This is a genomic window from Streptococcus sp. KCJ4932 (genome assembly GCF_004352745.1).
Classification (GTDB): Bacteria; Bacillota; Bacilli; order Lactobacillales; family Streptococcaceae; genus Streptococcus; species Streptococcus ruminicola.
Genome location: NZ_SJWW01000019.1, coordinates 1 through 13,824 on the forward strand (window position 1 = coordinate 1; position 13,824 = coordinate 13,824).

Annotated in this window: 13 protein-coding genes; all 13 read left to right on the forward strand. The window is 36.0% G+C overall.

Annotated features, from left to right (window positions below):
* A partial coding sequence (locus tag E0E02_RS09465) for a GHKL domain-containing protein (RefSeq protein ID WP_165937145.1) occupies positions 1-1,382 on the forward strand: 1,382 nt, incomplete at its 5' end.
* Positions 1,363-1,968 (forward strand): response regulator transcription factor, encoded by a 606-nt coding sequence (locus tag E0E02_RS08250; RefSeq protein ID WP_133018337.1) that lies wholly within the window; start codon positions 1,363-1,365, stop codon positions 1,966-1,968. The genes E0E02_RS09465 and E0E02_RS08250, both read left to right, overlap by 20 nt.
* A 138-nt stretch (positions 1,969-2,106) precedes the next feature.
* Positions 2,107-2,811: a glucosamine-6-phosphate deaminase gene (nagB, locus tag E0E02_RS08255; protein ID WP_133018338.1), complete on the forward strand. Its 705-nt coding sequence runs from the start codon at positions 2,107-2,109 to the stop codon at positions 2,809-2,811.
* A gap of 32 nt (positions 2,812-2,843) precedes the next feature.
* The gene (locus E0E02_RS08260; RefSeq protein WP_133018339.1) at positions 2,844-3,560 is read left to right on the forward strand and encodes a pseudouridine synthase; all 717 of its coding nucleotides are present in this window, start codon (positions 2,844-2,846) and stop codon (positions 3,558-3,560) included.
* 50 nt (positions 3,561-3,610) lie between these two features.
* Positions 3,611-4,573, forward strand: coding sequence for a competence protein CoiA family protein (locus tag E0E02_RS08265; protein ID WP_133018340.1), 963 nt, complete (start codon positions 3,611-3,613; stop codon positions 4,571-4,573).
* Positions 4,573-6,375 (forward strand): oligoendopeptidase F, encoded by a 1,803-nt coding sequence (gene pepF, locus E0E02_RS08270; protein ID WP_133018341.1) that lies wholly within the window; start codon positions 4,573-4,575, stop codon positions 6,373-6,375. Before E0E02_RS08265 ends, pepF begins: the two co-directional genes overlap by 1 nt.
* 70 nt (positions 6,376-6,445) lie before the next feature.
* Positions 6,446-6,952 (forward strand): GNAT family N-acetyltransferase, encoded by a 507-nt coding sequence (locus E0E02_RS08275; protein WP_133018342.1) that lies wholly within the window; start codon positions 6,446-6,448, stop codon positions 6,950-6,952.
* 1 nt (position 6,953) lies between these two features.
* The gene (locus E0E02_RS08280) at positions 6,954-7,565 is read left to right on the forward strand and encodes an HAD-IA family hydrolase (protein ID WP_133018343.1); all 612 of its coding nucleotides are present in this window, start codon (positions 6,954-6,956) and stop codon (positions 7,563-7,565) included.
* Positions 7,566-7,617: 52 nt separating this feature from the next.
* On the forward strand, positions 7,618-8,319 hold the full coding sequence (locus tag E0E02_RS08285; protein WP_133018344.1) for an O-methyltransferase: 702 nt from the start codon (positions 7,618-7,620) through the stop codon (positions 8,317-8,319).
* 69 nt (positions 8,320-8,388) lie between these two features.
* Positions 8,389-9,435, forward strand: a complete 1,047-nt coding sequence (locus tag E0E02_RS08290; protein WP_133018345.1) for a peptidyl-prolyl cis-trans isomerase — start codon at positions 8,389-8,391, stop codon at positions 9,433-9,435.
* Positions 9,436-9,793: 358 nt separating this feature from the next.
* Complete coding sequence (gene alaS / locus E0E02_RS08295; protein ID WP_133018346.1) at positions 9,794-12,412, forward strand: alanine--tRNA ligase; 2,619 nt, start codon at positions 9,794-9,796, stop codon at positions 12,410-12,412.
* 1 nt (position 12,413) lies between these two features.
* Positions 12,414-12,599, forward strand: a complete 186-nt coding sequence (locus E0E02_RS08300; protein ID WP_006532280.1) for a hypothetical protein — start codon at positions 12,414-12,416, stop codon at positions 12,597-12,599.
* Between the two features lie 116 nt (positions 12,600-12,715).
* Entirely contained in the window at positions 12,716-13,696 is a 981-nt protein-coding gene (locus E0E02_RS08310; protein ID WP_206282026.1) for a site-2 protease family protein, read from the forward strand.
* Positions 13,697-13,824 lie beyond the last annotated feature (128 nt).

The following is a 13,824-nucleotide window of genomic DNA, read 5'->3' on the forward strand; positions in this document are numbered from 1 at the left end:
TACGTCAAGATAAAGATAGTATTTTTAAAAAGATTATTTTTATTATTTCTTTGACTATATGGCAATACTATTTTACAATATCAAATCATGATGTTTTCAATATAGTAGGAATTCTTTTTCAGCCGTTGCTGATGTATGGATATACTGTAGAAATTATTAACTTGATACTATATAATCAAAAAGATTTTAAAAGAAAATTTGATACAGTACTTATTAGTAGTATTTTAGTAACTATATTATGTTATTTTATTAATCCCTCTCTGTTTAATTTGTTATATTTCTTTATATTTGTTTTATTACATTTCTACCCATTGTTATTATTGGTAGTTTATCGTTCACATTTTAAGCAGGTTATTAGTCCAGTAAAAAAATCATGCCTCTATTTTGCAATTCTTCTACTGTTCATATTAAGTACTGAGTTTTACGGAGATGTACATGGTGTTAGTCCAATTTATACTAATTTAGGTTGGTATTTATTTCCTTCTATATTGGGAGTAATTTATTATTTTAGAACGATTCATGATAAACTTCGCTTGGAAATAAAGCGATGCTGGGGTGACTATCGACCAAGAGTTGAAGTATCACTGATATTTTTTATAGTTGTATGGATAATAGTTATTCACTTTTTTATCACAGATTTTCTCTTATTTTTTGTTGTTACAAGTATCAATGTATTATTCATTTTGATGGTGCTATCATGGTCGATTTATTATATATCTAAAATGAATGAGCGGGTAATGCTAATCGATGGACAACGTTTGTCACGTTTTATGAAAACAGAAGAAAGTGTTCGACAGGATTTTTCGAATTACCTTCATGATGATATTTTGCAAAATATTATAGCCGTTAAAAATTTACTAGCCTTGGAAAATCAAAAGCTTGCTAGTCAATATGTTGTTGAGGAATTAAATGATTTAGTTGTTAGTATTCGAAATGAAATTGATTCCTATCATCCTATATTGTTGCCAGAGAAAAATTTAAAGGATAATTATCAGATGCTTTTAGCTGAGTTAGTGCAAAAACGTAAGAGCAGTAGACAAATCATTTTTAATTGCTCTGATGACTTGTATTTGCTTCCTCCATATGATGTTATGGTATATCGATTTTTAAAAGAATTGACTAATAACGCAATTAAATATGCAACAAATGACAGTATTGATTTATCTTTAGATATTCAATCAGATACGATAGTAATTAAGCAATGGAATGAATGTTTAGGTCATAGAGAATCAATAACTTTTGGACGAGGGTTTAAATCAATTGAGGAAACCTTATCAGCTTTTGGAGGAAATATTAGTGTTCAGATTAGTGACAACATCTTTGTAGTAAAAATTTTATTACCAGTAGATTGGAAATTATGTTATGAAAATTTTATTGATTGATGATCATAAGCTTTTTGCAAAGAGTATTCAATTGATGTGTGAACAATTTGATGAAATTGATGTTTTGGATACTTTAACGACAAATTTTGATAATCTTGACATTAATTCAGCCTATTATGATATTGTTTTACTTGATATTAATTTAACAAATATTTCTAAGGAAAATGGCTTGGATTTAGCTGAAAAATTAATTCAGAAAAATCCTGAAATGAAGATTGCTATGTTAACAGGTTATGTAAAATCAGTTTATGAGGAACGAGCTAAAAAAATTGGTACCTATGGATTTATTGACAAAAATATTGAGCCAGATAAACTTTTGAGGGTTTTGAAAATAATTTATTCTGGAAGGAAATATTTTGAGTCTTACCAATGTAAAGAGTATCTAGAAGAATTAACCAAGCAAGAGGTTGTCATTTTAGATTTAAGTCGAAAAGGACATACTATAAAAGAAATTGAGGAGAAGCTTTACATAAGTCGTAGAACAGTATTTAACCATTTGAGTCATATCTATGAAAAATTGTCAGTGAACAATAAGCAAGAAGCTATTTATAAAGCTGAGCAATTAGGCTACTTTATGGATTTTTAACTGTAAAAAGGGTTTGGAATTTAAGTTTCAAACTCTTTTTTTATTTTTAAAACATTTTTCTTGACAATAATTGGTATATACCATATAATAATTTTAGATGAATGGTATATACCAAAAAAACAAGAATGGGGAAATAAGATGAGAGTAATTCGTGTTAATAATCAAATTGAAGGTGGTAAAGCAGCATTTGCTTTGTTAAAAGGAGCTTTGGAAAATGGTGCTAAAACTTTAGGATTGGCAACAGGTAGCACACCACTTAGTTTCTATAAAGAAATTGCAAATAGTGACCTTGATTTTTCAGAAATGACAAGCATTAATCTTGATGAATATGTCGGCTTAGCAGCAGATAACGCACAAAGTTATCATCATTTTATGAAGGAAAATCTTTTCCAATATAAACCTTTCAAAAAAAGTTTTTTACCAAATGGTTTGGCGACTGACTTACAAGCAGAAGCTCGCCGTTACAATCAAGTGATAGCTGAGCACCCAATTGATTTTCAAATTTTAGGAATTGGGCGAAATGGTCATATTGGTTTCAATGAACCTGGTACACCATTTGATATGACGACTCATATCGTCGATTTGGCTGAAGATACGATTGAGGCAAATAGTCGTTTCTTTGACAGCATGGAAGAAGTGCCAAAACAAGCTATTTCAATGGGAATTCACTCAATCATGCAATCAAAAATGGTTGTTTTAATGGCTTATGGCAAGGACAAAGCAGACGCTATCAATCAAATGATTAATGGACCGATTAGTGAAGAGTTACCAGCTAGTGTTCTTCAAAATCACCCAAATGTTGTAGTAATTGTTGATGAGGCTGCAGCGAGTGAATTAGACTAAAAAATTGCTTCAGAACATGGTAAAATAGGAGCATGCGTTTAGATAAATTATTAGGACAAGCGGGATTTGGCTCTCGAAATCAAGTCAAAAAGCTCATCAGAAGTCGTCAAGTTTATGTGGATGGCAGGCTAGCTGAGGCAGACAATTTGAATGTTGAGCCAAGTCTGCAAGAGATAACTGTTTCGGGAAAACAGGTTACACTATCTACAGAAAAATATTTCATTTTAAATAAACCAGCTGGTGTGGTTTCTGCGGTTTCTGATAAGGAACATCAGACGGTCATTGATTTGATTGCTGAAGCAGACCGAGTGCCAAGACTCTATCCAGTTGGGCGTTTAGACCGCGACACGGAAGGGCTACTTTTGATTACCAATAATGGTCCTTTGGGGTTTCGCATGTTGCATCCAAAATATCACGTTACAAAGACTTACTATGTTGAGGTTAATGGTTTGTTAGCAGTTGATGCGTCAGTATTTTTTAAAAATGGTGTGACCTTTGATGACGGAACGGTTTGTAAACCTGCTAATCTTGAGATTATCGAGGCAAGTTCTGAAAAAAGCTCCGCTTATATCTCGATTGCAGAAGGAAAATTTCATCAAGTTAAGAAAATGTTTTTGGCTTATGGGGTCAAGGTCATTTACCTCAAACGAATGACTTTTGGTGCCTTTGAACTTGGTGACTTGCCAAGGGGACAATACCGAGAATTGAATACGAAAGAAAAAGAAATCTTGAAAAATTATTTGGATTAATCCGGTGGTTTTTCAGGATTTTTTTCGAATAAAGAAGTAGGAGGTTTAATATGCTGTCTGCTCTTGATGAAAATGGTCGTTTGGTCTCCTTGTTAGATGAGATTCCTAAAAAACAAGCTTTTACTTGTCCAGCCTGTCATTCACCAGTTCGACTGAGACATGGTCAGATTATGCGTCCGCATTTTGCGCATGTTTCTTTAGAAAATTGTGACTTTTATAGTGAAAATGAAAGTGATGAACATTTGCAGTTAAAAGCAGAACTTTATCAGTCGCTTTCGCAAAGTGAAAAAGTGGTCGTTGAGGCTGTTTTGCCAGAGCTGCATCAGGTTGCAGATATTTTGATCAATGATAACCTTGTTCTGGAAGTTCAGTGCTCCAGATTATCAGAAAAGCGTCTCAGAGAACGCACGACTTCTTATCACAAGGCTGGCTTTAATGTTTTATGGCTTTTGGGAGAAAAACTGTGGCTTGGCAAGCGTTTAACGCCGCTACAGCGACACTTTCTTTACTTTTCGCAGAATATGGGATTTCATCTGTGGGAGTTAGATGCTAAGAAAAGTCTTGTTCGACTACATTATTTAATTTATGAAGATTGGCACGGTAAAGTGCATTACTTGACGAAAAGCTGCTCGTTCTCAGGAAACTTGATGGCATTTTTCAGACTTCCTTATCAAAAACAAAAACTCTCAACTTACGACGTTAAGCAAGATCCAAATCTATTAAGCTATATTCAAAGACAATTATTTTCTCGAAATACTTCTTGGTTAAAGCGTCAGGAAAAAGCTTATATCCAAGGGAAAAATCTTCTCACACTTCCTTTGTCGGCTTATTATCCGCAAATTAGGCCACCAGAAGTTAAGGATGGTTTTTGTCAAATTTCACAAGATTTATCAACCTTTTATGAGACCTTTAGGCGTTATTATCAAAATCAAAGTGAAAAAGGTGTTCAAAAACTTTACCCACCAGCTTATTATGGTAGAATGGTTAATAATGCCAAGAAAAGGAGAACATAATGTCAGATAATCGTAGTCATATTGATGAAAAATACAAATGGAATTTAAGCACTGTTTTTGCGACAGATGAAACATGGGAGGCTGAATTAGCTAAGTTAGATGCTGATTTAGAAGATGCCAAAAAATACAAAGGTCACTTGACAGAATCAAGCAAGGATTTATTAGCAATTACGGAGCACTATCTTGATTTGTCACGACGTTTGGAAAAAGTTTACGTTTATGCATCAATGAAAAACGACCAAGATACGACAGTGGCAAAATACCAAGAATACCAAGCTAAAGCCACAGCACTTTATGCTAAATACAGCGAAGTATTTGCTTTTTACGAACCAGAATTGATGCAATTATCAGCTGAAGATTTTGCGGCATTTGTTGCTGAAACGCCAGCGTTATCAGCTTATGCGCATTTCTTTGAACAACTTTTCAAACGCCAAGCACACGTCTTGTCACAAAAAGAAGAGGAGCTCTTAGCTGGTGCACATGAAATCTTTGGTGCCGCTGGTGAAACTTTTGAAATTCTAGATAATGCCGATATTGTTTTCCCAGTGGTTTTAGATGATGAAGGCAATGAAGTGCAACTAACACATGGTAATTTCATTAGTCTTTTGGAATCAAAAAATCGCGACGTCCGAAAAGCAGCTTATGAAGCGATGTATGCCACTTACGAACAATTCCAGCATACTTACGCTAAGACATTGCAGACAAATGTTAAGGTTCATAACTACGATGCGCGTGTTCACCACTTCAAGTCAGCACGTGAGGCAGCACTTTCTGCTAACTTCATTCCAGAAGCAGTTTATGATACATTGATTGACCGCGTGAATGCCCACTTGCCATTGCTTCATCGTTATGTGGAACTTCGTAAAAAAGTTCTTAAATTAGATGATTTGAAAATGTATGATATCCACACACCGTTATCTGAAATGGATATGAGTTTCACTTATGAAGAAGCATTGAAAAAGGCAGAAGAAGTATTAGCTGTTTTTGGTAAAGATTATTCTGATCGTGTTCACCGTGCTTTTACAGAACGTTGGATTGACGTTCATGTCAATAAAGGAAAACGCTCAGGAGCTTATTCTGGTGGGGCTTACGATACTAATGCCTTTATGCTTTTGAACTGGCAAGACACCCTTGATAATCTGTTTACTTTGGTACACGAAACTGGGCACAGCCTTCATTCAACATTTACACGTGAAAACCAACCATATGTGTACGGTGATTATAGTATTTTCTTAGCTGAGATTGCTTCAACAACTAATGAAAATATTTTGACAGAAACACTTCTAAAAGAAGTAGATGATGACAAGGCTCGCTTTGCGATTTTGAATCATTTCTTGGATGGTTTCAAAGGAACAATCTTCCGTCAAGCACAGTTTGCAGAGTTTGAAGATATGATTCATAAAGCAGATCAAGCTGGTGAAGTATTGACAAGCGAATACCTTAACAATCTTTATGCAGACCTAAATGAAAAATATTATGGTCTTAGCAAGGAAGACAATCCAGAAATTCAATACGAATGGGCACGTATTCCGCATTTCTACTACAATTATTATGTCTATCAATACGCAACAGGTTTTGCAGCAGCAAGTTATCTAGCTGATAAAGTGGTTCACGGTACACAAGTTGATATCGACCGTTACCTTGATTACCTCAAGGCTGGTAATTCTGATTACCCACTTAATGTGATTGAAAAAGCTGGAGTTGATATGACAAGCAGTGATTATCTGGATGCTGCCTTCAAGATTTTTGAAGACCGTCTAAATGAACTAGAAGCCTTGGTTGAAAAAGGTGCACACCTTTAAAATAGTTTTTGAGATTGGATGATTCCAGTCTCTTTTATGTTATAATGGAAAAAATTTTGGAGGTGCTGGTATGGAAATTAGGAAACTAGATGTTAATGATGAAGCGGCTTACCGAGCTTATCAAACAGCTTTGGAAAATGACGATAACCCCTTTATTACGACACGTGAGATTGGTGATTTTAAAACCTTTGTGGAAAATAGCAGAGCGCAAGAAACACAAGCTACTAATCCTGATTATTCAACGATGACTACCTATTATGCCTTTGTGAATGGAAAAATTGCTGCGCGTATATCTTGTCGATGGCAGCTGGAAAAGGGTAATCTTGCGACGATTGGTGGACATATCGGCTATCAAACCTCACCAGAATTTAGACGACAAGGTATTATGACAAAACTTCTTAACTTTGCTCTTGAGCAATATGCCAAACGTGGCATCAATCCTGTGCTTATCACAGCGCGTGAGGACAATATTGCCAGTCGTAGAACCATTGAAAAATCTGGTGGTATTTTGGAAAATATTATTGACCTAGAAGACGGGCATCGTCTAGCACGTTATTGGATTAGATTGGAGAAATAGATTGACAACTTTGATTTGGGATTTTGATGGAACTTTGGTGGACTCATATGAGGCAATCGGTGAAGCTTTGAAAGTCACTTATGCGCATTATGACTTGGTTTTTGATGAAGAATGGGTTATGGATTTTATCATTAAAGAATCCGTAAAAGCTTTGCTTTTTCAAGTGGCGAAAGAGCAAGAATTAGATTTTGCGGAGTTATCAGCCTTCTTTAAAAAAGAGCAGGAAGCGCGTGACCACATGATAAAACCAATGCCACATTTGGCAGAGGTGCTTAAACAGACAAAACAAATGGGCATGACTCATTTTGTCTATACGCATAAAGGAATTACAGCCAATGATGTTTTAGAAAGACTTGGGGTGCGTCAGTATTTCACAGAAGTAGTGACTTCGGCAAACGGTTTTGCTCGTAAACCAGAACCAGAGGCTATTAATTATCTTATTAAAAAATATGCCTTAGACAAAGCAGACACTTTTTATGTTGGTGACCGTCGAATTGATGTTGAAGCTGCAGAGAATGCTAGTATTAAGTCTATTAATCTTGGACAACCATCATCAAAAATGAATCAAAAGATTGCTGATTTGTCAGATATTGTTACCCTTCTTAAGCAGTAAAATAAAATGCTGCCTATTCACATCGGCTTTATTTTGCTATATAATAAGAGTTATGGTTAAATCATATTCAAAAACAGCAAATCACAATATGCGACGTCCTGTTGTCAAAGAGGATGTCGTGCGTTATATGCGAACACGTCAAAAGCAAAATGATGGCTTTTTAGCGGAATTAGAAGCTTTTGCACATCAAGAAAATATCCCGATTATCCAGCACGAAGTAGTGGCTTATTTCCGTTTCTTGTTGCAAACTTTGCAGCCTAAGAATATCTTGGAAATTGGGACAGCAATCGGCTTTTCAGCTCTTTTGATGGCAGAAAATGCACCGGAAGCTAAAATCACAACTCTGGACCGTAATCCAGAAATGATTGCTTTTGCTAAGGAAAACTTTGCTAAGTACGATACACGTAAGCAAATCACTTTAGTTGAAGGCGATGCCGTTGATACTCTTTCAACCCTTGAAGGTGAGTATGACTTTGTCTTCATGGATTCTGCAAAATCAAAATACATCGTCTTTTTGCCAGAAGTTTTGAAACACTTGAAAGTTGGAGGCGTTGTGATTTTTGACGATGTTTTCCAAGGTGGCGATATTGTCAAACCAATCGAGGAAGTACGACGTGGGCAACGTACCATTTACCGTGGCCTTCAACGACTTTTCGACGCAACGCTTGACAATCCAAATCTGACAGCAAGCCTTTTGCCACTTAGTGACGGGCTGTTAATGCTCCGTAAAAATGCAGAAGACGTAGAACTGTAAAATTAAGCAACATTTAAGTTATTGTGGTATACTAATGGAGTTAAAGACAAATTAAGGAGTTTAATATCAATGGCTAACAAAGAAAAATCAGGATTTTCAAAAATGATCCAAAGCAAGGCTTTTAAAGGTGTTTCTATTGCCGTAGCGTCAGCTCTTATCGGTGCTGGTGTAACTTACCTTGCTACAAACAACAATTCTGAAACTAAAGCTCTTGTTACAATGAAAGGTAACACAATTACAGTATCAGACTTCTACAGTGCAGCTAAAAGCACATCATCATCTCAACAAACAATGTTGAACTTGATTTTGTCACGTGTCTTTGAAGATCAATATGGTGATAAAGTTTCTGACAAAGACGTTACCAAAGCTTATAACACAACAGCTTCATCATACGGTTCATCATTCTCAAGCGCTCTTCAAGCAGCTGGTTTGACAACTGACACTTACAAACAACAAATCCGTACATCAATGCTTGTAGAATATGCTGTTAAAGAAGCTGCCAAAGATAAATTGACAACTAAAAACTACAAAGAAGCTTACAAAGATTACAATCCTGATACAACAGCTACAGTTATTGCATTGACTGATGAAGACAAAGCTAACTCAGTTCACGATCAAGCAACTGCAGACGGTGCTGATTTTGATAAAATCGCTAAAGAAAACACAACAGCTAAGAAAACTGAATACACATTCGATTCAGCAGACACTAAATTGCCATCAGATGTTATGGCAGCTGCCTTCAAACAAGACGAAGGGTCAGTATCAGATGTGATTAAAGTGATGAACTCATCAACATACTCATACACTTACTACATCGTTAAAACAACTAAGAAAACAGAAAAAAATGCTGACTGGAAAACTTACAAAAAACGCTTGAAGAAAATCATCATGGCTAAATACCAAAATGATACAAGCTTCCAAAACCAAGTTATCGGTAAAGCACTTGATAAAGCTAATGTGAAAATTAAAGATCGTAGCTTTGCAAGCATCCTTTCACAATATGCTACAAGCTCATCATCTTCAAAAGCTTCATCAAGTTCATCAAGTTCTTCTGAAGCAAGCTCAACAGAAGAATCTTCAGCAGCCGAATCAAGTTCAACAGATTCAGCTGAATAAGCTACTTGACCAGACGCATAAAATACAGTACAATTAAAAAGATTGAGAATCGTTTTTAAACATTCAGATTCAGAAAAGTGGCGGTTGCTGCGAGCCATGGATGAAGTTAAAAATGTGCTACTCATGTTTTCTGATTTTTAGTTTGGTAATTTTGATTACTAAGGTCAAATATAAGAAAAACAATTTAAAAGATAAATGAAGAATGACAGGTTCATTGAAAAGAGGTGGTACCGTGGCTAACGTCACCCTCTGTGAGATGGACTTGTCGTTTTTTTCTCCTTTGAACGAGAGCAAAAGATGATTTCAATCTATGGCAAGCGTTAAAATCGCTTAGAGTAAGAAGAAAAGGAAAGATGTAATGAAACAATTGACTAGTGCGCAAGTGCGCCAAATGTGGTTAGACTTCTGGAAATCAAAAGGTCACTCTGTTGAACCTTCTGCAAACTTGGTCCCTGTAAATGACCCAACTTTGTTGTGGATTAACTCAGGTGTTGCCACACTTAAAAAATATTTTGACGGATCAGTAATTCCAGAAAACCCACGTATCACAAATGCTCAAAAAGCTATCCGTACAAACGATATTGAAAACGTTGGTAAAACAGCTCGTCACCACACAATGTTTGAAATGTTGGGTAACTTCTCTGTTGGTGATTACTTCCGTGATGAAGCTATTACTTGGGGATTCGAATTGTTGACAAGCCCAGAATGGTTTGACTTCCCTAAAGATAAACTTTACATGACTTATTACCCAGATGATAAAGATACTTACAACCGTTGGATTTCACTTGGTGTTGAACCAAGTCACTTGATTCCAATTGAAGATAACTTCTGGGAAATTGGTGCTGGACCTTCAGGACCAGATACTGAAATCTTCTTTGACCGTGGAGAAGACTTTGACCCAGATCACGTTGGTATCAAACTTCTTGCTGAAGATATTGAAAACGACCGTTATATCGAAATTTGGAACATCGTATTGTCACAATTTAACGCTGATCCAGCTGTTCCACGTTCAGAATACAAAGAATTACCACACAAAAACATTGATACGGGTGCTGGTTTGGAACGTTTGGTTGCCGTTATGCAAGGGGCTAAAACAAACTTTGAAACTGACCTCTTCATGCCAATCATTCGTGAAATTGAAAAATTATCTGGTAAAACTTATGATCCAGATGGCGACAACATGAGCTTTAAAGTTATTGCTGACCACATTCGCTCACTTTCATTTGCTATCGGTGATGGTGCTCTTCCTGGTAACGAAGGTCGTGGTTATGTGCTTCGCCGTTTGCTTCGTCGTGCCGTTATGCATGGTCGTCGCCTTGGCATCAACGAAACATTCTTGTATAAATTGGTTCCAACAGTTGGTAAAATCATGGAATCATATTACCCAGAAGTTCTTGAAAAACGCGAATTTATCGAAAAAATCGTACGCCGCGAAGAAGAAACATTTGCTCGTACAATCGATGCTGGTTCAAACATGCTTGACCAATTGTTGGCTGATTTGAAAGCAGCTGGTAAAGACACTGTTGAAGGTAAAGACATCTTCAAATTGTATGATACATACGGATTCCCAGTTGAATTGACTGAAGAATTGGCTGAAGATAAAGGATTCAAGATTGACCACGCTGGCTTTGAAGCTGCTATGAAAGAACAACAAGAACGTGCTCGTGCAAGTGTTGTTAAAGGTGGTTCAATGGGTATGCAAAACGAAACATTGTCAAGCATCACTGAAGAATCAGTCTTTAGCTATGAAGAAGAAGTTCTTGAATCTACATTGTCAGTTATTATCGCTGATAACGAACGTACTGAAGCTGTTTCAGAAGGTCAAGCTTTGCTTGTTTTCGCTAAAACACCATTCTACGCTGAAATGGGTGGTCAAGTAGCTGACCACGGTGTTATCAAAAACGATAAAGGTGATATCGTCGCTCGCGTGACAGATGTTCAAAAAGCTCCAAACGGTCAAGCTCTTCACACAGTTGAAGTTCTTGCAAGCTTGTCAGTTGGTACAACATACACTCTTGAAATCGACAGCAAACGTCGTCACAGTGTTATCAAAAACCACACAGCTACTCACTTGCTTCACGCTGCACTTCACCACGTTATCGGTGAACACGCTACTCAAGCTGGTTCTCTTAACGAAGAAGGATTCTTGCGCTTTGACTTTACTCACTTTGAAGCAGTAACTGCTGATGAATTGCGTCAAATCGAAGAAGAAGTCAACCAACAAATCTGGAATGCTATCCCAGTTAAAACTGTTGAAACTGACATTGACACAGCTAAATCAATGGGTGCTATGGCCTTGTTCGGTGAAAAATACGGTAAAAACGTACGTGTTGTAACAATTGGTGATTACTCAATTGAACTTTGTGGTGGTACACACGTTTCAAATACAGCAGAAATCGGAATCTTCAAGATTGTCAAAGAAGAAGGTATCGGTTCAGGAACTCGTCGTATCCTTGCTGTAACTGGTAAAGAAGCTTTTGAAGCATACCGTCAAGAAGAAGAAGACCTTAAAGCAATTGCTGAAACTCTTAAAGTGCCTCAATTGAAAGAAGTTACTAAGAAAGTAGTAAGCTTGCAAGAACAATTGCACAAATTGCAAAAAGAAAATGCTGAATTGAAAGAAAAAGCAGCAGCAGCACAAGCTGGTGACGTCTTCAAAGATGTTAAAGAAGCAAACGGTCTTCGCTTTATCGCTAGCCAAGTAACTGTTTCTGATGCTGGTGCTCTTCGCACATTTGCTGATAACTGGAAACAAAAAGATTATTCTGATGTTCTTGTATTGGCAGCAGCTATTGGTGAAAAAGTCAATGTTCTTGTAGCAAGCAAATCAAAAGATGTCCATGCTGGTAACTTGATTAAAGCTTTGGCACCAATCGTATCAGGTCGTGGTGGTGGTAAACCAGACATGGCTATGGCCGGTGGTTCAGATGCTGCTAAAATCGCTGACCTTCTTGCAGCAGTAGCAGAAAATCTTTAAGATGACATCAAAAAATATCTTTCTAAAACTCGCCATTGCCTTAATCAGTGTAACAATCATAATCCTTGCTGGAGTGCTTATTGTCAATAGCATCCAAGGAAAGGTAAACTGGGTACTTATTGTCATTCTCTTTGCAGAAGCAAGCCTACTCAGTAGCCTGATTAAAACCTTGCAAGAAAGAAAATAAAATAAAATGAAAGCTCACCAAACGGTGGGCTTTTTTGCTATGGTTAAAAAATCTTATGATAAAATGGTAATATCATTTAGGAATTCCAGAGATATTCAGGAATAAAAGGGAGATATATGAGAAAATTACCTTCGCCAGTTTGTGTAACATTTTTGTTCTTACTTTTGTTGATGATAATATTTCCATCAGTACGAGAAACATTTATCTTAAGTTATATTAGCATTATGTTGGCTATTTTATTTCATGAATTTGGTCATTTTGCAGTTGGTTATATTACTGGCGTAAAACCACAGCATCTTATTGTTGGTTTTATTAAAATTGATTTTGAAAGAGGATTCCACATTCAATTTAATAATAACTGGATTTACTATGGGGGGATTTATCGCTATAAGGTAGCAAAGTATCCAGAAAAAGCCATTCTAAAATTATTAGTTGGCGGTCCATTATTTAGTTTGATTGGTTCTTTGGTTTTATTTTTGAAACTAGATATACTAACAGTCTTTGGCTATTGTAGTTTTTTACTCTTTTTAGCAACTGCACTTCCTCTGAACTTTTTTGGTCTGTGTAATGATGGTTTTAAAAGTTACAAGTTGTTAGTGCGAGATAATTTATTTCTTTTATATCAAAACGTATCTAGGAAATTATTGCAAGATTATAGCGTTACGACTTTTGATGAAGTTTCAAAAGTTTGTAGCACTTTAGAAAACAAAAATATTCCTGACTATATGATAAATACTTTTTTATTGTATCTGATTTATGCTTGGTTATTGCAAGGAGAAATGTTGCAGATTAGAAATAGTTATCAAAGATTGACAGAGATAAAGCCAAGTAATCAGTTTAATCGAAATTATTACTATAGCCTTCTAGTAAGTTTAGAAGCATTAGTGTATAAGAGGGTGTCTAGTGACTTATTTGCTAAAGTCAACTTGGAGAAATTAGATAAGATTAGCCAAAAACGTCTGCAATATCTATCATGTTTTTATTTAGAAAATAGTGAAGATATAAGTGAGAAAAAAATCGCTTTTCAAGAGGTGTTATCATCATATAGTGAACAAAAATCAGTTTTAGTTCAAGCCGAAAAACAGTTTTTAGTATAAAGTATTCAAAGCTCACCTGATGGTGGGCTTTTTTGGGGTTATAGTTTTTAACTATCAAATCTATTTAAAATAACTATTTTACGAGGAGAAGGGAGACTGCTATAATAGTCACTAAGATTTCAGAAAAT

Bases quoted from the DNA above. Each gene is read 5' to 3' on its own strand.
- E0E02_RS08250 (WP_133018337.1), top strand. From the start codon at position 1,363: ATGAAAATTTTATTGATTGATGATCATAAGCTTTTTGCAAAGAGTATT.
- nagB (WP_133018338.1), top strand. From the start codon at position 2,107: ATGAGAGTAATTCGTGTTAATAATCAAATTGAAGGTGGTAAAGCAGCA.
- E0E02_RS08260 (WP_133018339.1), top strand. From the start codon at position 2,844: ATGCGTTTAGATAAATTATTAGGACAAGCGGGATTTGGCTCTCGAAAT.
- E0E02_RS08265 (WP_133018340.1), top strand. From the start codon at position 3,611: ATGCTGTCTGCTCTTGATGAAAATGGTCGTTTGGTCTCCTTGTTAGAT.
- pepF (WP_133018341.1), top strand. From the start codon at position 4,573: ATGTCAGATAATCGTAGTCATATTGATGAAAAATACAAATGGAATTTA.
- E0E02_RS08275 (WP_133018342.1), top strand. From the start codon at position 6,446: ATGGAAATTAGGAAACTAGATGTTAATGATGAAGCGGCTTACCGAGCT.
- E0E02_RS08285 (WP_133018344.1), top strand. From the start codon at position 7,618: ATGGTTAAATCATATTCAAAAACAGCAAATCACAATATGCGACGTCCT.
- E0E02_RS08290 (WP_133018345.1), top strand. From the start codon at position 8,389: ATGGCTAACAAAGAAAAATCAGGATTTTCAAAAATGATCCAAAGCAAG.
- alaS (WP_133018346.1), top strand. From the start codon at position 9,794: ATGAAACAATTGACTAGTGCGCAAGTGCGCCAAATGTGGTTAGACTTC.
- E0E02_RS08300 (WP_006532280.1), top strand. From the start codon at position 12,414: ATGACATCAAAAAATATCTTTCTAAAACTCGCCATTGCCTTAATCAGT.
- E0E02_RS08310 (WP_206282026.1), top strand. From the start codon at position 12,716: ATGAGAAAATTACCTTCGCCAGTTTGTGTAACATTTTTGTTCTTACTT.